16 protein-coding genes are annotated in these 16801 nt (G+C 66.9%); 10 read left to right on the top strand and 6 right to left on the bottom strand.

Annotation, left to right across the window (positions count from 1 at the left end; translation table 11 throughout):
- Positions 1 to 424 (top strand): Rossmann-fold NAD(P)-binding domain-containing protein (locus CVM52_RS16645; RefSeq protein ID WP_503128395.1); only part of this gene is annotated, 424 nt, incomplete at its 5' end.
- A 30-nt stretch (positions 425 to 454) separates the two neighbouring features.
- Here the strand turns inward: CVM52_RS16645 and CVM52_RS16640 are convergent.
- Entirely contained in the window at positions 455 to 1129 is a 675-nt protein-coding gene (locus CVM52_RS16640; RefSeq protein ID WP_100163596.1) for a DNA alkylation repair protein, read from the bottom strand.
- A gap of 91 nt (positions 1130 to 1220) precedes the next feature.
- Between CVM52_RS16640 and CVM52_RS16635 the strand changes: the two genes are divergently transcribed.
- Positions 1221 to 1946, top strand: coding sequence for an FkbM family methyltransferase (locus tag CVM52_RS16635; protein ID WP_100163595.1), 726 nt, complete (start codon positions 1221 to 1223; stop codon positions 1944 to 1946).
- A gap of 55 nt (positions 1947 to 2001) precedes the next feature.
- On the opposite strand, the gene glmS is transcribed toward CVM52_RS16635, so the two are convergent.
- Together glmS and glmU are read right to left on the bottom strand one after the other, a co-directional pair.
- Entirely contained in the window at positions 2002 to 3825 is a 1824-nt protein-coding gene (gene glmS, locus CVM52_RS16630; protein WP_100163594.1) for a glutamine--fructose-6-phosphate transaminase (isomerizing), read from the bottom strand.
- Positions 3825 to 5183 carry a bifunctional UDP-N-acetylglucosamine diphosphorylase/glucosamine-1-phosphate N-acetyltransferase GlmU gene (gene glmU, locus CVM52_RS16625; protein WP_100163593.1) on the bottom strand — a complete coding sequence of 453 codons (1359 nt, stop codon included), beginning with the start codon at positions 5181 to 5183 and terminating at the stop codon, positions 3825 to 3827. Before glmU ends, glmS begins: the two co-directional genes overlap by 1 nt.
- A gap of 130 nt (positions 5184 to 5313) precedes the next feature.
- Here glmU and CVM52_RS16620 point away from each other — a divergent pair, with 130 nt between their 5' ends.
- Complete coding sequence (locus CVM52_RS16620) at positions 5314 to 5976, top strand: HAD-IA family hydrolase (protein WP_100163598.1); 663 nt, start codon at positions 5314 to 5316, stop codon at positions 5974 to 5976.
- Here the strand turns inward: CVM52_RS16620 and CVM52_RS16615 are convergent.
- Positions 5934 to 7262, bottom strand: coding sequence for an MmgE/PrpD family protein (locus CVM52_RS16615; RefSeq protein ID WP_100163592.1), 1329 nt, complete (start codon positions 7260 to 7262; stop codon positions 5934 to 5936). The two genes, CVM52_RS16620 and CVM52_RS16615, sit on opposite strands and share 43 nt — an antisense overlap.
- A gap of 97 nt (positions 7263 to 7359) precedes the next feature.
- Here CVM52_RS16615 and CVM52_RS16610 point away from each other — a divergent pair, with 97 nt between their 5' ends.
- Positions 7360 to 8556, top strand: a complete 1197-nt coding sequence (locus CVM52_RS16610; RefSeq protein ID WP_100163591.1) for a DegT/DnrJ/EryC1/StrS family aminotransferase — start codon at positions 7360 to 7362, stop codon at positions 8554 to 8556.
- Here CVM52_RS16610 and CVM52_RS16605 read toward each other — a convergent pair.
- Complete coding sequence (locus CVM52_RS16605) at positions 8541 to 8996, bottom strand: CreA family protein (protein WP_100163590.1); 456 nt, start codon at positions 8994 to 8996, stop codon at positions 8541 to 8543. The genes CVM52_RS16610 and CVM52_RS16605 overlap by 16 nt on opposite strands.
- Before the next feature lie 5 nt (positions 8997 to 9001).
- Positions 9002 to 9472 carry a pyridoxamine 5'-phosphate oxidase family protein gene (locus CVM52_RS16600; protein ID WP_100163589.1) on the bottom strand — a complete coding sequence of 157 codons (471 nt, stop codon included), beginning with the start codon at positions 9470 to 9472 and terminating at the stop codon, positions 9002 to 9004.
- A gap of 131 nt (positions 9473 to 9603) precedes the next feature.
- On the opposite strand from CVM52_RS16600, the gene CVM52_RS16595 reads away from it, so the two are divergent.
- The 6 genes from CVM52_RS16595 to CVM52_RS16570 all read left to right on the top strand — a co-directional run.
- Complete coding sequence (locus tag CVM52_RS16595) at positions 9604 to 10767, top strand: isovaleryl-CoA dehydrogenase (protein ID WP_100163588.1); 1164 nt, start codon at positions 9604 to 9606, stop codon at positions 10765 to 10767.
- A gap of 22 nt (positions 10768 to 10789) precedes the next feature.
- A complete protein-coding gene (locus CVM52_RS16590) occupies positions 10790 to 11188 on the top strand; it encodes a DUF1622 domain-containing protein (protein ID WP_100163587.1) in 399 nt (132 codons plus the stop codon).
- Positions 11189 to 11225: 37 nt separating this feature from the next.
- Entirely contained in the window at positions 11226 to 11966 is a 741-nt protein-coding gene (locus CVM52_RS16585) for a flavodoxin family protein (protein WP_100163586.1), read from the top strand.
- A gap of 16 nt (positions 11967 to 11982) precedes the next feature.
- Complete coding sequence (locus CVM52_RS16580; protein WP_100163597.1) at positions 11983 to 13500, top strand: AMP-binding protein; 1518 nt, start codon at positions 11983 to 11985, stop codon at positions 13498 to 13500.
- Positions 13497 to 15101 (top strand): carboxyl transferase domain-containing protein, encoded by a 1605-nt coding sequence (locus CVM52_RS16575; protein ID WP_100163585.1) that lies wholly within the window; start codon positions 13497 to 13499, stop codon positions 15099 to 15101. Before CVM52_RS16580 ends, CVM52_RS16575 begins: the two co-directional genes overlap by 4 nt.
- 111 nt (positions 15102 to 15212) lie before the next feature.
- Positions 15213 to 16801 (top strand): acetyl-CoA carboxylase biotin carboxylase subunit (locus CVM52_RS16570; protein ID WP_100163584.1); only part of this gene is annotated, 1589 nt, incomplete at its 3' end.

The following is a 16801-nucleotide window of genomic DNA, read 5'->3' as shown; positions in this document are numbered from 1 at the left end:
CGCGATGGCGCAGCGGTTCGGGGCCGCGCCCGCGGCGCCCGACGCGATCCTTGCCGCCGAGGCGGATATCCTAGCACCCTGCGCGATCGGCGCGATCCTGAATGCCGACAGCATCCCGGCGCTGCGGGTGGGCGCGGTGGCGGGCGGTGCCAATAACCAGCTGGCCACCCCCGAGGATGGGGCGCGGCTGCATGCGCGCGGTATCCTCTACGCACCGGATTTCGTGATCAATGCCGGCGGGATCATCAACGCCGCCACCGAGATCCTGCGGATCACCGGGCGCGAGGCCTGGGTTGCCGACAAGCTGGCGACGCTGGACGCCACGCTGGACCGCATCCTGGCGCGCGCCGCCCGCCTGTCGGTCAGCCCCAACGAGGTGGCCGAGCAGATCGTCGACGAACAGTTGGCGCAGCAGGCGGCCTGAACCGGCTGCGCCTGGCCGCATGGCCGGAGCTCAGCCCAGGTATTTGCCCGCCTCCTTGCGGGCAAAGGGTTTCATCGCCGCGCCGTGCTGGTCCAGGAAGGCGCGCACGCGCGGCGCGTCATGTTTCGACAATTCGCGCAGCCACCAGGCGATGGCCTTCTGGATGAACCATTGGCGGTCCGGCACATAGCCGGCGGCCCAGCCCAGCACCCGGTCGCGGATTTCCAGGTCGGCGGGTTTTGGATTGTTCTGCTTGGTCCAGGGCAGGGTGATCACCAGCGCCGCCCGCCGGGTCCACATATGCTCGGACCGGGTCCAGGGTGCCACGTCGTCGATCCGCGATGGATCGGCGCTCAACCGTTTCATCCCCGAAATGCAGACGTGATCGGCCAGCGCCCAGCTGTCGAAATCCGGCACCCAGCTTTGGATCAGGTCCCAGACCGCCGCGTCGGGGCGGATCCGCGCCTGTTCCAGCAGCTTGGCCGCCGCCAGCCGCGCCTCGTAGATATCGGTCTGCCAGAGCCCTGCGGCCAGCGCCACCCGCTCGTCCACCGTCAATGCCTGGCGCCAGCCCTTGACCAGGCCGGTGACCTGCGGGTTGGACAGGCCCAGATAGCGGCGTTCGACCTTGTGATAGGCAGCCATGCCGGCGGCGCGTTCCGGGTCGGCAAGGGCGGTCAGCTGGTCCAGATAGGGATCGATCATGGCGGGGCCTCCGATCGTTTTGCGTTAGGCCAAGGCTTTGCGCAGCGCAAGCGGGCTGTTATGCAGCATCAGGCGCGGCGGGAGAGCGGTCATGCGGATATTCAAGGGGGCGGAGCGGGCGGCAAAGCGGCTGATGCCCGAAGCCTGGCGCATGTATTTCCGCGCCTCGCGTTACGAATTGCTGATGCGGCGGCTGGCCCCGGTCGACCTGGTGGTGCATGTCGGCGCGCATTGGGCCGAGGATGCCGGGTTCTACGAGGCCTGCGGCGCCCGCACCGTGCTGTGGATCGAGGCCGACCCCGACACCTTTGCGCATCTGCAACACCTGCTGGCGGGGCGCGACGGGTCGGCCCGGCACCTGGCGGAATGTGCGCTGGTCTCGGCCACCGCGGGCGAAACGCTGGGCTTTCACCGGTTTCGCGGCGATGGCGCCTCGTCTTCCGTGCATCGGGCAACCGACGAGCTGACCACGCGGTTTCCGGGTGCCGGGGAAACCGGCGAGGTGCTGGAAATGACCACCCGCTCGCTGCCCGAGATCCTGGCGCGCCAGGGCGTCGAGGTGGCGGCAGCGGCGCGGCCGATGCTGGTGGTCGATGTGCAGGGCCACGAATTCGAAGTGTTGAAAGGGCTGGGCGACGGGCTGCGCGCATTCGCGCTGTGCAAATGCGAGGTGTCGCGCCTGCCGATCTATCAGGGCGGCGCCCGGTTCGAGGAGATCGACGCGCATATGCGCGCGATGGGGTTCCGCCTGGCCTCGCACCGCTATGTGCAGGTGCCCCGGCATGGCGACGTGCTGTACCTGCGCGCGGATCTGTAACCCGGCAGCGGCGCGCACCCGTGATGAGGAGGCATCGCGGCCGGGGCCCGAACGTTCACTCCACGGTGACGGATTTGGCCAGGTTGCGCGGCTGGTCCACATCGGTGCCCTTGGCCACCGCGGTGTGATAGGCCAGCAGCTGCGCCGGCACCGCGTAGAGGATCGGGGTCAGCGCCGGCTGCACATGCGGCATGCGGATCGCCGCCCAGATGCCGTCACCGGCCTCGGCAATGCCGGCCTCGTCCGAGATCAGCACCACCTTGCCCTTGCGCGCCAGCACCTCCTGCATATTCGACACGCTTTTGTCGAACAGCGCGTCGCGGGGCGCCATCACCACCACCGGCATATGTTTGTCGATCAGCGCGATGGGGCCGTGTTTCAATTCGCCCGATGCATAGGCTTCGGCGTGGATATAGCTGATTTCCTTGAGTTTCAGCGCACCTTCCAGCGCCAGGGGATACATCAGGCCGCGGCCCAGGAACAGCACGTCGCGCGCTTCGGACAGCGATTGCGCCGCCTTGCGGATTGCCGGGCCTTCGTCCAGCGCCGCGTTCAGCGCCGAAGGCAGGCCGCGCAGCGCCGCGACATGATCGGCGACCTGTTCGGGGCTGAGCGCGCCGCGATCCGCCGCCGCCTTCAGCGCCAGCATGAACAGCACAGTCAATTGGCAGGTGAAGGCCTTGGTCGAGGCGACGCCGACCTCGACCCCGGCATGGATCGGCAGCGCCATACCGCTTTCCCGTGCAATCGAGCTTTCCGGCACGTTGACCACCGAGAGCAGGCTGTCGGCCTTGTCGGTGCAATAGCGCAGCGCCGCCAGCGTGTCGGCGGTTTCGCCCGACTGGCTGACGAACAAAGCCAGAGTGCGCGGTGCAACCGGCGGTTCGCGATAGCGGAATTCCGAGGCGATATCGACCTCGACGGGCAGGCGGGCGATCTGCTCGAACCAGTATTTCGCGGTCAGGCAGGCATAGAAGGCGGTGCCGCAGGCGACCATGACCAGCCGGTCGATCTTGGAAAAGTCGGGGCTGCCCTCGGGCAGCACCACCCGGTCGCCGCCGGCCGGCAGATAGGCGTTCAGCGCCTCGGCAATCACCTGCGGCTGCTCGGCGATCTCCTTGGCCATGAAATGTTTGTGCCCCGACTTGTCGATGCGCGCCGCGTCCAGCTGGATTTGCTTGACCGGGCGGTTGACCAGGCGGCCCTCGACGTCGCGGATCTCGACCCCGGCGCGGGTGACGATGGCGCGGTCGCCTTCTTCCAGATAGGTGATGCGGTCGGTCAGCGGCGCCAGCGCGATGGCGTCCGAGCCGACATACATCTCGCCCTCGCCATGGCCGATCGCCAGCGGCGACCCCTTGCGGGCGGCGATGATCAGGTCCTCTTCGCCCTGGAACAGCAGCGCCAGCGCAAAGGCGCCGGTCAGCCGGTCGAGCGTCTTGAACACCGCCTCGGCGGGGGCCAGCCCCTCGGCCATGTGGCGTTCGGTCAGCAGCGCCACCAGCTCGGTATCGGTCTGGGTGGCAAAGGTGACACCGGCGGCGGCCAGTTCGGCGCGCAGCTCGCGGAAATTCTCGATGATGCCGTTGTGTACCACCGCCACCCGGCCGGCGCGATGCGGATGTGCATTGGCCTCGGTCGGGGCGCCATGGGTGGCCCAGCGGGTATGGCCGATGCCGGACTTGCCGGGCAGCGGATCATGCACCAGAAGGTCCGACAGGTTGACCAGCTTGCCCACCGCGCGGCGGCGGTCCAGCGTGCCGTCATTCACCGTGGCGATGCCGGCACTGTCATAGCCGCGATATTCCAGCCGCTTCAGCGCCTCGACCAGGATCGGGGCAACCTCGTGATTGCCCAGTACGCCCACAATTCCGCACATCAGCTGTTTTCCTGCTCTCGCCGGGCCTTCTGCGCCCTGAGTTTGTCAAAGAATTTCCGGGCGAATCCCGGTTTGTTGTCCTGCCGGGTGCGGGCCACCGCCAGCGCGCCGGGTTCGATATCGCGGGTGATGACCGAGCCTGTGGCGGTCATCGCGCCGTCGCCCACGGTGACCGGGGCGACCAGCATGGTGTCCGATCCGATAAAGGCATCGGCGCCGATCACCGTGCGGTGTTTCATCACCCCGTCGTAGTTGCAGGTGATGGTGCCGGCGCCGATATTGCTGCGTGCGCCGATCTCGGCATCGCCGATATAGGTCAGATGGTTGATCTTGGCGCCCTCGGCGACCTGGGCGTTCTTGATCTCGACGAAATTGCCGATATGCACCTCTTCGGCCAGTTCGGCGCCGGGGCGCAGGCGGGCAAACGGGCCGATGGTGGCGCCGCGGCTGACATGGCACCCTTCGAGATGGCAGAAGGCGCGGATGGTGGCGCCGGATTCCACCGTGACACCGGGGCCGAAAACCACGTTGGGTTCGATCACCGTGTCGCGGCCGATCACCGTGTCGAAGGCCAGATAGACGGTGTCGGGCGCCATCAGGGTGACGCCGTTTTCCATCAGCTCGGCCCGGGCACGGGCCTGGAACACCGCGTCGGCGGCGGCCAGATCGGCGCGGGAATTGATCCCCAGGGTTTCGGCCTCGTCGCATTTCACCGCCGTCACCGACAGGCCGCGCGCCTGGGCCAGTTCGACGATATCGGTCAGGTAATATTCGCCCTGCGCATTGTCATTGCCGATCTCGGCCACCAGCTCGAACAGGGTCGCCGCGTCACAGGCTATCAGCCCGCTGTTGCAGAAGGAAATCGCGCGTTCCTCGGGGGTTGCGTCCTTGTATTCAATAATTTTCTCAAGTTGGCCATTCGCGACGATCAGCCGGCCATAGCGCGCCGCGGGATCGGCGGTGTCAAACCCCAGGATCACCAAGTCATGCGCGCCGCGGGCCGCGATCATCCGGTCCAGCGTGTCGGGGCGCAGGAAGGGGGTATCGCCGAACAGCACCACGACATCGCCGTCGAAGCCGTCCAGCGCCGCGCGCGCCTGGGCCACCGCGTGGCCGGTGCCCAATTGCTCGGCCTGGATCACCACCTGCGCGGTCTCGTCCGTTTCGGCCACCATGGCGGCCACCGCTTCGGCGCCGTGGCCGGCGATGATCACCGTGCGTTGCGGCTCCAGCACGGCGCCGGCAGCCATGGCATGGGCCAGCATGGGTGCATGTGCAATCGGGTGCAGCACCTTGGGAAGGTCCGAGTTCATCCGTGTGCCCTTGCCTGCGGCCAGGATGACGAGCGCAATGTCCATCCGGGTTTTCTCTTTGTAATTATTTTCAGCACGTTTTATCCGCTATGGGACGCGGCGCAAGCGGCGGGGCGATCAAACAAGGTTGCAACATGCAACAGCGGCGGGCGAAAACACGCCGAGGGAGGTGGGCATGCGCACGGTGATCTTCGATTTGGACGGCACCCTGGCCGATACCTCGGGCGATCTGATCGCGGCGGCGAATTATTGTTTTCGCGACATGGGTCTGGGCGATGTTCTGGATCCGGCGCGCGATGCGGGCATCGCCTTGCGCGGCGGGCGGATGATGCTGTCGCGCGGGCTGGAGCGGATGATGCTGTTCGACGCGGCGACGGTGGACCAGTATTACCCGGTGCTGCTGGAGGCCTATGCCCAGGCGATCGACACCCACACCGTGCTTTATCCCGGCGCGATGGAGGCGGTCGAGGCGCTGCGCGGCCGGGGCTATGGCGTCGGCATCTGCACCAACAAGCCCGAGTCGCTGGCCGAGCTGCTGCTGACCCGGCTGGGTGTGCGCGGCGCGTTTGCCTCGATGATCGGCGCCGATACGCTGCGGGTGCGCAAGCCCGATCCGGAACCGCTGCGCGAGGCGGCACGGCGGGCCGGGGGCGATCCGGCGATGTGCCTGCTGGTGGGCGATTCCGATACCGACCGCAGCACCGCCCGCGCCGCCGGGGTGCCCTGTGCGCTGGTCACCTTCGGCCCTTCGGGCGACGATATGGCGGCGTTGCAGCCCGAGGCGCTGCTGGCCAGCTATGCGGATCTGACCGACACGGTGGCGCGGCTGATCGGCTGAGCCAGCAACCCGCGCAGCGGCGCGAACCCGGTTTCCGGCAGGTCATGGATGGCGGCTTCGATGGCGCCGGCGCGCGCGGTGCCAAGGATGGGATCGGCGATGGCGTGAAACTTGGCGCGCAGCGCGGCCTCGTCGGGCGGATCGTCGGCGTCCCAGCGCGGGGTCGACCAGCCACCTTGCAACTGCCGGCCGTCTTTCAGGATCAGCGTGACCCGGGCCAGCCGCGTGCCGGGGAAGGCGGCATTGGCCCTGGCATCCTCGGTCATGCGCATCCCGGTGGACAGCCGCAGGACCTCGGCATCGTTCAGCGCCTCGCCGGTGATATCCGCCGGGCCGATGCCGCCGCGCACCAGCGCCACGGCACAGGGGAAGCAGGTGGAATATTGCGCCTCTTCGGTGCTGCGCGGGCGGGCGGTGGCCAGGCGGACGGCTTCGTGGAAAGTGGCGACCTCGATCCGCTCCACCTGGTCCGCGGTCAGCGCATGGGCGCGCGCCAGCGCCAAGACGCCCTCTACCGGGGCCTGGGCCCAGCGGCAGACCGGGTAGGGTTTGAAATATTGATCCAATATGCGCCAGCGGCTGCCGATCTCCTGCCAGAACTGCGGGGCCTGTTCGACGGTGAGCGCCGGCGCGCCGGTAAAGCCGTCACGCGCCAACAGCGCGGCCGAGACCCCGGCCATCGCGCCCCAGCCCGAGCCATCCTTGACCATGGTGGGATGGTCGATACAGCGCATCATCTGGCTGCGTGGGCCGTGATATTCGGCAATGCCCAGCGCCTGGCGCGTCGTCTCAATATCCAGCCGCAACAGCCGCGCGCCCGCGGCGGCGGCGGCCACCGCGCCCCAACTGCCAGAGGTGTGATAATCCGCAACCGTCGCATGTTGCGCCTCCGCGACGCGGGCGCCAAATTCATAGCCCATGACCATTGCGGTCAAAAACCCGGTGCCGGGTAGGTCCTCGGGCGCCAGGGCCAGCAGCGCGGGCAGCAGCGGGCAGCCGATATGCCCCTTGGCCGGGTTATAGCCGTCATGCCCGTCCAGCGAGTCGATGGTCATGCCCGCCGCCAGCGCCACGCCTGGCGGGCTGGCGGTTCGACCGTCAAACAGCATCGGGCTGGCGCCGCCGAAGACCTGCACGGCGTGATCGTGGATGATCGCCGACAGGCGCGTCTGCCTGCCGCCGGCGGCAATCCCGATCAGATCCAGCAGGCACAGTTCGGCCCGGTGTTGCACCTGCGGCGGCAGATCGGACCAGGCGAGCCGGTGGATCAGGTCAAACGGGGTCATATGCCGAGCCTAGGCCGGTTCTGCGCCGATTCTGTCCCGTTTGCGACGCGACAGCCGCGGGCTTGACCACCCGCGCGCGCGGCATCATGAAGGGCGCATGAGCGAGCGGTTCACCGGCAGTTTCACCCAGCAGGAACCGATCCCCGATGAAGGGATCGAAGCGGCGCTGCGCGTGATGCAAAGCGGCCGGCTGCACCGCTATAACCTGGTCGGCGACGAGCCCGGCGAGGTGGCGCTGCTGGAGCAGGAATTCGCCGCCTTCACCGGCGCCAGATATTGCCTTGCCGTCGCCTCGGGCGGCTATGCCATCGCCACCGCGCTGCGCGCGCTGGGAGTCGGGCCGGGCGACAAGGTGCTGACCAACGCCTTTACGCTGGCGCCGGTGCCGGGGGCGATCGCCGCGCTGGGGGCGGTGCCGGTCTTTATCGGCGTGACCCCGTCGCTGACCATCGACCTGGAGGATCTGGCTGCGCAGGCCGGGCAGGGCGATGTGCTGCTGCTGTCGCATATGCGCGGCCATATCTGTGACATGGACCGGCTGATGGCGGTCTGCGACGCTGCCGGGGTGAAGGTGGTCGAGGATTGCGCCCACACGATGGGCGCCAGCTGGAACGGGGTGCCGTCGGGGCGGCACGGGGTGCTGGCGGCCTATTCCACCCAGACCTACAAGCATATGAATTCGGGCGAAGGCGGCCTGCTGATCACCGATGATGAAGAGCTTGCCGCGCGGGCGGTGATGCTGTCGGGCTCCTACATGCTGTATGAGCGTCACTTGGCGGCGCCGGGGCCGGCGGTGTTCGAACGGGTCAAATACGAGACCCCGAACATCTCCGGGCGGATGGATCATTTGCGCGCGGCGCTGCTGCGGCCGCAGCTGCGCGCGTTGCCCGGACAGGTGGCACGCTGGAACGAACGCTATCGCGCGGTCGAACAGGGGCTGCGCGACACGCCGGGCCTGGCGCTGATCGAACGGCCCGAGGCCGAGATTTATGTCGGCTCGTCCTTCCAGTTCCTGCTGCCGGGCTGGAGCGCGACGGCGGTGCAGAACGTGATCCGGCGCTGCGCCGCGCGGGGGGTAGAGCTGAAATGGTTCGGTGCGGCCGAGCCCAAGGGGTTCACCTCGCGCTATGACAGCTGGCGCTATGCCCCGTCCGCACCGATGCCAGCGACCGACCGGGTGCTGGCCGGTCTGCTGGACATGCGGGTGCCGCTGACCTTCAGCTTGGAAGATTGCGCCCTGATTGCGCGGATCATCCGCGCCGAGGTCGGCGCGGTCTATCAGTCGGTGGCATAAAGCGGCACGGTCGAGATCGCCAGCTTGGCCGATCCGTCGGTCAGTTCGGCGGCATGAACCAGGTAGATCAGCGTGTTGTTGGTCTCGTCGAAAATCCGCTTTATCCGCAGCGATTTGAGGATCAGCGACCGCGAGGTACGGAACACGTCCTCGCCATCCTGGCCGCGGTCGATGTCTCCCACGGTGATCGGCCCGGTCTGGCGGCAGGCGATCGAGGCGTTCGACGGATCCTCGAACCAGTTGCCCTTGGACAGCCGGTCGATCAGGCCGCGTTCGAAATAGGCGATATGGCAGGTGACGCCGGGAACCTTCGGATCGGCAACGGCCTCGATGATGATGTCATTGCCAACCCAGTCGACGCCGACCTCGCCCACTTGTTCCGCATTCACGGGTGCGGCAAGCAGGGCAAGGACGGCAGAAAAGAGCAGCGGGCGAGTCATCCCGGTCAGAATGTCACAACGCCGTGGTCGCCACCATCCGGCATCTGGTCGGACATGTTGGCCTTGGCGATGTCATAGAGGAAAGCCGCCGCGCCCTCGGTGGCCCAGACCTCGGCGCGCGCCGGACGCATCTGGATCAGCCGGACGCTGCTGTCGTCGCGACCGTCCTTGAACCAGGCCGAGGCAAACACGTTCCACAGCTCGTCCAGCTTGTCCGGGTCATTGACCATCGAAATGCGCCCGTCGACGCTGCCATAGAGATGCGAGGAGGAATCGGCGATCTGCAGCGACGCCTCGGCCCCGGTTTCGGCGGCCTGGGCAATCTCGGTGCCGGCGGCGGTGATGAACCAGATCGAGTTTTCATCGCGGTCGGCATAGGGCGCCATCGGCACCGGGCGCGCACCGCCCGCTTGCAGCATCCCGGCCTGTACCTTGTCGATCCGGTCCCAGAATGCGCTTTTCAGGTCGTGTGACATGGGTTCATCCTTTTTGTGTTGGTCTGTTCGTGAAACGCGATCCGGCGCCGCAGGGTTCCTTTTCCTTGACCGGAGACAGCGCCTGTGCCATTTATTTGAACAGTTGTTCATTAAATCGGGGGAGGCCGGCCATGTTCAACGCGGTGATGGAGTTCGACCTGGGCGAGGAAGTGAACGCGCTGCGCGAAATGGTGCATCGCTGGGCGCAGGACCGGGTGCGGCCGATGGCGGCCGAGATCGACAGCAGCAACAGCTTTCCACCCGAGCTGTGGAAAGAGATGGGTGACCTGGGCTTGCTTGGCATCACCGTGCCCGAGGAATATGGCGGCGCCGACATGGGCTATCTCGCCCATGTGATCGCGGTCGAGGAAATTGCCCGCGCCTCGGCCTCGGTTTCGCTTTCCTACGGCGCGCATTCCAACCTTTGCGTCAACCAGATCAAGCTGAACGGCACTGACGAACAGCGTCGCAAATACCTGCCCGGCCTGGTCTCGGGCGACCATGTCGGCGCGCTGGCCATGTCCGAGGCCGGGGCCGGGTCGGACGTGGTGTCGATGAAGCTGCGCGCGGAAAAGCGCAACGACCGCTACGTGCTGAACGGCACCAAGTACTGGATCACCAACGGGCCGGATGCCGACACGCTGGTGGTCTATGCCAAGACCGACCCGGAGGGCGGATCGAAGGGGATCACCGCCTTTTTGATCGAGAAATCGATGGCCGGGTTTTCCACCTCGCCGCATTTCGACAAGCTGGGGATGCGCGGTTCGAACACCGCCGAGCTGATCTTCGAGGATTGCGAAGTGCCCTTCGAGAATGTGCTGGGCGAAGAGGGCAAGGGCGTGCGCGTGTTGATGTCCGGCCTGGATTTTGAACGCGTGGTGCTGGCCGGCATCGGCACCGGCATCATGGCCGCCTGCCTGGACGAGATCATGCCCTATATGGTCGAGCGCAAGCAATTCGGCCAGCCGATCGGAAATTTCCAGCTGATGCAGGGCAAGATTGCCGACATGTACACTGCGATGAACTCGGCCCGCGCCTATGTCTACGAGGTTGCCAAGGCCTGCGACCGGGGCAAGGTCACCCGGCAGGACGCGGCGGCCTGCTGTCTCTATGCCTCGGAACAGGCGATGGTGCAGGCGCATCAGGCGGTGCAGGCGATGGGCGGTGCCGGGTTCCTGAACGACGCGCCGGTGGCGCGCATTTTCCGCGATGCAAAGCTGATGGAGATCGGGGCAGGGACGTCGGAAATCCGCCGGATGCTGGTGGGCCGCGAATTGATGAACGCGATGGGCTGAGTCGGCGCGCGGAGCGGGATGGATGGGCGGTCTGCTGGAACTGGAACAGGATGGCGGCGTGTTGCACGGCCGGTTTCACTGGCTGGTCGAGGCATTGGAATGGGCGGCGGCCGGGATCGACATCGCCGCCATCCTCCTGATCCTGATCGGCGCCGCGCGCTTTATCCTTGGGGTCGGGGCGGCGGAACTGTTCCGGCGCGGTGCCGAGCGGGTGATCAAGACCAACCGGGAACGGGTCGAATTGGGCCGGTATATCCTGGCTTCGCTGGAATTATTCATCGTCTCCGACATCATCCACACCGCGCTGAGCCTGGCCTTTGCCGATCTGATGTTCCTGGGATTGCTGGTGGTGATCCGGTCGATCATCTCGTTCTTCCTCGACCGCGAACTGGAGCTGGTGAAGAAGGATCTGGGCGATTAGCCGCCGCGTGCTAGGCTAAACGACGGGAGGATATGACATGGCTGAGAACGAACAGGAGAAGACCGGACAATTCGACGGGCTGCACGCGCTTTACCTCAATACCTCGCTGAAAAAGGATGCCGGAAAAAGCCACACAAGGCTGCTGATGTCGGCCTCGGCCGAGATCATGGCCAAGAACGGTGTCAGCGTCGAACAGGTGCATCTGCTGGACCACCAGGTGCCGGCCGGAATCTATCCCGACATGACGGAACACGGCTGGGACCGCGACGACTGGCCCAAGCTGTGGGACAAGGTGCTGGCGGCGCAGATCCTGGTGATCGGCACGCCGATCTGGCTGGGCGAGGAAAGCTCGGTCTGCCGGGTGCTGATCGAGCGGCTCTACGGGATGAGCGGCGAGCTGAACGACAAGGGCCAGTCGATCTATTACGGCAAGGTCGGCGGCTGCATCATCACCGGCAACGAGGACGGGATCAAGCACTGCGCGATGACGATCCATTATGCGCTGGGCCATCTCGGTTATACCATCCCGCCGCAGGCCGATTGCGGCTGGATCGGCGAGGCCGGCCCGGGACCGTCCTATGGCGACGAAGTCGATGGCGCGCCCGCCGGGTTCGACAATGATTTCACCCGGCGCAACACCACGATCATGACCTGGAACCTGATGCATCTGGCAAAAATGCTGCAGCAGGCCGGCGGCTATCCCAACGAGGGCAATGACCGCAAGGCGTTCGAGGCGGGATGCCGCTTTGACTATGAAAACCCGGATTACCGGGTCTGACATGCTGACACCCGCCATGCCCTATGACGACCTGCGCGCGCGGTTCCGCTGGGACCTTCCGGCGCGGCTGAACATGGCCGACCAGGCGTTGGCACAGCCCGACGGGGCGGTGGCGATCCGCGATCTGTCGGCCGGGCGGCGTGACGTGACCTTTGCAGAGCTGCGCGCGATGGTCGACCGGGTGGCAGCGCATCTGGCCGCGCGTGTGGCGCCGGGCGACCGGGTCGGCGTGCTGCTGGGCCAGGACCCGTGGTGCGCGGCGGCGCATCTGGCGATCTGGAAGATCGGCGCGATTTCCGTGCCGCTGTTCAAGCTGTTCAAACATGACGCGCTGGCCAGCCGGATCCGCAACTCGGGCCTGTCGCTGGTGGTGACCGATCCCGGCGGCGCGGCGCTGCTGGGCGATCTGGCGCTGCCGGTCCTGGCCGCCGATCTGCCCGCGGCGGCGCCGGTGGCGACGGTCGAAACCGGGCCCGAGACGCCGGCGGTGCTGATCTATACCTCGGGCACCACCGGCAAACCGAAGGGCGCGCTGCACGGCCATCGGGTGCTGATCGGCCACCTCCCGGGGGTGGAGATGAGCCACGATTTCCTCGGACAGCCCGGCGATTGCCTGTGGACCCCCGCCGACTGGGCCTGGATCGGCGGGCTGTTCGACGTGCTGATGCCGGGGCTGGCGCTGGGGATTCCGGTGGTGGCGGCGCGGATGGAGAAATTTACCCCCGAGGCCTGCCTCGACATCGTGCAGCAGGGGCAGGTGCGCAACGTGTTTTTCCCGCCCACCGCGCTGCGGATGCTGAAGGCCGCCGAGGCGCATGTGCCGGGCCTGCGCTCGGTCGCCTCGGGCGGCGAGCCGCTGGGTGCCGAGATGCTGGCCTGGGGGCGGCAGGCCTTCGGGTTGTCGATCAACGAATTTTACGGCCAGACCGAATGCAACATGGTGGTGTCCAGCTGCGGCAGCGATTTCCCCGCGCGCCCGGGCTGTATCGGCAAGCCGGTGCCGGGCCACGTGGTGGAGGTGATCGATGCCGATGGCATCCCGACCACGGAAGAGGGCGACATCGCGGTGCGACGCGGCTCGGCCTCGATGATGCTGGAATATTGGAACAACCCCGAGGCCACCGCCGACAAGTTCCGCGGCGACTGGCTGGTGATGGGCGATCGCGGCCGGCGCGATGGCGGCTATCTGCGGTTTGTCGGGCGCGACGACGACGTGATCACCTCGGCCGGCTACCGCATCGGCCCGGCCGAGATCGAGGATTGCCTGCTGACCCATCCCGGCGTCGCCACGGTGGGCGTGGTGGGCAAGCCCGATGCGCTGAGAACCGAAATCGTCAAGGCCTATGTGGTGCGCAAACCCGGCGCCGAGGTCAGCGCCGAAGAATTGCAGGACTGGGTCAAGGCGCGGCTGGCGACCTATTCCTATCCCAGGGAAATCACCTTCCTGGACGAGCTGCCGATGACGGTGACCGGCAAGGTCATTCGCAAGGAATTGAAGGCGCGGGCATGCGCCGAACGGGAGAATAACGCATGAAACTCACATCCCACGCCATCCCGTCATCGGAGGAGTTCCAGGCCAACCGCGCCGCCCATCTCGCGGCACTGGAGGAGATCGCGAGTGCCGCCGAGGCGGCGCGCATGGGCGGCGGCGACAAGGCCCGCGATCGGCATGTTTCGCGTGGCAAGATGTTGCCGCGCCGGCGGGTGGCCAACCTGCTGGATCCCGGCTCGCCCTTTCTGGAAATCGGCGCCACCGCCGCGCATGGCATGTATGACGGCGCCGCCCCCTGCGCCGGCGTGATCGCCGGGATCGGCCGGGTACACGGGCAGGAGGTCATGGTGGTGTGCAATGATGCCACCGTGAAGGGCGGCACCTATTACCCGATGACGGTCAAGAAACACCTGCGTGCACAGGAGATCGCCGAGGCCAACCATCTGCCCTGCATCTACCTGGTGGATTCCGGCGGCGCCAACCTGCCCAACCAGGACGAGGTGTTCCCCGACCGCGACCATTTCGGACGGATCTTCTACAATCAGGCCAACCTCAGTGCCAAGGGCATCCCGCAGATCGCCGTAGTGATGGGATCCTGCACCGCCGGCGGCGCCTATGTGCCGGCGATGTCGGATGTGACGATCATCGTGCGCGAGCAGGGCACGATCTTCCTGGCCGGTCCGCCGCTGGTCAAGGCGGCCACCGGCGAGGTGGTGACGGCCGAAGACCTGGGTGGAGGCGACGTGCACACGCGGCTGTCCGGTGTGGCCGACTACCTGGCCGAGGATGACGCCCATGCGCTGGCGCTGGCCCGGCAGGCGGTGGCGGGGCTGAACCGAAGCAGGCCGGCAACGGTGAGATGGGAAAGCCCCGAGGAACCGGCCTATGACCCGGATGAACTGCTGGGGGTGGTGCCGCACAGCCTGACCATCCCCTATGACATCCGCGAAGTGATCGCGCGGCTGGTGGACGGTTCGCGCTTTGACGAGTTCAAGGCGCGCTTTGGCGAAACGCTGGTCTGCGGCTTTGCCCATATCCGCGGCTGCCCGGTGGGGATCATCGCCAATAACGGCGTGCTGTTCTCGGAAAGCGCCGCCAAGGGCGCGCATTTTGTCGAACTCTGTTCGCAGCGGTCGATCCCGCTGGTCTTCCTGCAGAACATCACCGGTTTCATGGTGGGCAAGAAATATGAAAGCGAGGGCATCGCCCGCCACGGCGCCAAGCTGGTGACGGCGGTGGCGACCACGCAGGTGCCCAAGATCACCCTGCTGGTGGGCGGCTCCTATGGGGCGGGGAATTACGGCATGTGCGGGCGCGCCTATTCGCCACGCTTCCTGTGGACCTGGCCGAATTCGCGCATCTCGGTGATGGGCGGCGAACAGGCGGCGGGGGTGCTGGCCACGGTGCGGCGCGATGGGATCGAACGTTCGGGCGGGTCCTGGTCGGCCGAGGAGGAGGCCGAGTTCAAGCGCCCGACGCTGGAGATGTTCGCCGAACAGTCCCACCCGCTCTACGCCTCGGCCCGGCTGTGGGACGATGGCGTCATCGACCCGCGCAAGACCCGCGACGTGCTGGCCCTGTCCCTGAGCGCCGCGCTGAACGCGCCGATTGCCGAGACGCGCTTTGGCGTGTTCCGGATGTGAGGGGAGTCATGAGACAGCCAATCCCCAACTGCGGCCGGCCGATGGCCAAGACGCGCTGGAGCAATTTAACAGGCGGCCCCCGTGCCGAGATTAAAACTGGTGAGGTCGCGCATGTTTGACACCATCCTGATTGCCAACCGGGGCGAGATTGCCTGCCGGGTGATGGAAACCGCCCAGGCCATGGGCGTGCGCTGTGTCGCGGTCTATTCCGATGCCGATGCGCGGGCGAAACATGTGCAGATGGCCGATCTTGCGGTGCATATCGGCGGGGCCGCCCCGGCGGCGAGCTATCTGAAGGGCGACGTGATCATCGAGGCAGCGAAGGCCACCGGGGCGCAGGCGATCCATCCCGGTTATGGCTTCCTGTCCGAGAATCCCGATTTCGTCGAGGCGGTGGAGGCGGCGGGGCTGACCTTTATCGGCCCCTCCGCCAAGGCGATCCGGGCCATGGGCCTCAAGGATGCCGCCAAGGCGCTGATGGAAGACGCCGGCGTGCCGGTGGTGCCCGGCTATCACGGCGAGGATCAGGAACCCTCGCGGCTGGAGGTCGAAGCGGCGCAGATTGGTTATCCGGTGCTGATCAAGGCCACCGCCGGTGGCGGCGGCAAGGGGATGCGCCTGGTCGAGCGGGAACAGGATTTCGTCAGCGCGTTGGAAAGCGCCAAGGCCGAGGCGCGCACCGCCTTTGGCAACGAGGCGGTGCTGGTGGAAAAATTCGTCGCCAAGCCGCGCCATATCGAGGTGCAGGTGTTTGGCGACGGCACGCGCGCGGTGCACCTGTTCGAGCGCGATTGCTCGTTGCAACGCCGCCACCAGAAGGTGATCGAAGAGGCCCCGGCGCCGGGCATGACCGAAGAGATGCGCGCGGCGATGGGCGCGGCGGCGGTCAAGGCGGCCGAAGCCATCGGCTATGCCGGGGCGGGCACCATCGAGTTCATCGTCGATGCCTCGGACGGGCTGCGGCCGGACCGGTTCTGGTTCATGGAGATGAACACCCGCCTGCAGGTCGAACACCCGGTGACCGAGGCGGTCACCGGCATCGACCTGGTGGAATGGCAGTTGCGCGTCGCCGCGGGCGAGCCGCTGCCGGCCAGCCAGGACGAGTTGCGCCTGACCGGCCATGCCTTCGAGGCGCGGCTGTATGCCGAAGATGTGCCCAAGGGCTTCCTGCCGGCCACCGGCACGCTGACCCATCTGTCTTTCCCCGACGGCGCCCGCGCGGATAGCGGCGTGCGCGCTGGCGATACGATCAGCCCCTGGTACGACCCGATGATCGCCAAGGTTGTGGTGCACGGGCCGACCCGCGCGGTGGCGCTCAAACGGCTGTCGCGGGCCTTGGCCGCAACCCAGGTCGGCGGCACCGTCACCAACCTGGCCTTCCTCGGCGCGCTGGCGGCGCATGCGGGCTTTGCCAGGGGCGATGTCGATACCGGGCTGATCGGCCGCGATATCGACAGCCTGGTCAAGGCGCCGCAGCCGGAACCGCGCCAGATCGCCGCGGCGGCAATGGCGGCGGCCGGGCTGGGTGGCGGCGGCTGGGATGCGGGATTCACCCTGTGGGTGCCGCTGCATCAAAGCGTGCCGTTGCTGTGGCAGGGCGAGCCGATGGAGGTGATGGTCGAACATGACGGCCCCGACCGGATGCTGTGGCACGTGGCGGGTGCCGAAGTGGCGGCCGAGCGCGTCGGCGGCGGCTGGCG

This window comes from Pseudooceanicola lipolyticus (assembly GCF_002786325.1).
Taxonomy (GTDB): domain Bacteria; phylum Pseudomonadota; class Alphaproteobacteria; order Rhodobacterales; family Rhodobacteraceae; genus Pseudooceanicola_C; species Pseudooceanicola_C lipolyticus.
This window is presented reverse-complemented; position numbering and strand designations above follow the sequence as displayed.

Bases quoted from the DNA above. Each gene is read 5' to 3' on its own strand.
- CVM52_RS16640 (WP_100163596.1), bottom strand. From the start codon at position 1,129: ATGATCGATCCCTATCTGGACCAGCTGACCGCCCTTGCCGACCCGGAA.
- CVM52_RS16635 (WP_100163595.1), top strand. From the start codon at position 1,221: ATGCGGATATTCAAGGGGGCGGAGCGGGCGGCAAAGCGGCTGATGCCC.
- glmS (WP_100163594.1), bottom strand. From the start codon at position 3,825: ATGTGCGGAATTGTGGGCGTACTGGGCAATCACGAGGTTGCCCCGATC.
- glmU (WP_100163593.1), bottom strand. From the start codon at position 5,183: ATGGACATTGCGCTCGTCATCCTGGCCGCAGGCAAGGGCACACGGATG.
- CVM52_RS16620 (WP_100163598.1), top strand. From the start codon at position 5,314: ATGCGCACGGTGATCTTCGATTTGGACGGCACCCTGGCCGATACCTCG.
- CVM52_RS16615 (WP_100163592.1), bottom strand. From the start codon at position 7,262: ATGACCCCGTTTGACCTGATCCACCGGCTCGCCTGGTCCGATCTGCCG.
- CVM52_RS16610 (WP_100163591.1), top strand. From the start codon at position 7,360: ATGAGCGAGCGGTTCACCGGCAGTTTCACCCAGCAGGAACCGATCCCC.
- CVM52_RS16605 (WP_100163590.1), bottom strand. From the start codon at position 8,996: ATGACTCGCCCGCTGCTCTTTTCTGCCGTCCTTGCCCTGCTTGCCGCA.
- CVM52_RS16600 (WP_100163589.1), bottom strand. From the start codon at position 9,472: ATGTCACACGACCTGAAAAGCGCATTCTGGGACCGGATCGACAAGGTA.
- CVM52_RS16595 (WP_100163588.1), top strand. From the start codon at position 9,604: ATGTTCAACGCGGTGATGGAGTTCGACCTGGGCGAGGAAGTGAACGCG.
- CVM52_RS16590 (WP_100163587.1), top strand. From the start codon at position 10,790: ATGGGCGGTCTGCTGGAACTGGAACAGGATGGCGGCGTGTTGCACGGC.
- CVM52_RS16585 (WP_100163586.1), top strand. From the start codon at position 11,226: ATGGCTGAGAACGAACAGGAGAAGACCGGACAATTCGACGGGCTGCAC.
- CVM52_RS16580 (WP_100163597.1), top strand. From the start codon at position 11,983: ATGCCCTATGACGACCTGCGCGCGCGGTTCCGCTGGGACCTTCCGGCG.
- CVM52_RS16575 (WP_100163585.1), top strand. From the start codon at position 13,497: ATGAAACTCACATCCCACGCCATCCCGTCATCGGAGGAGTTCCAGGCC.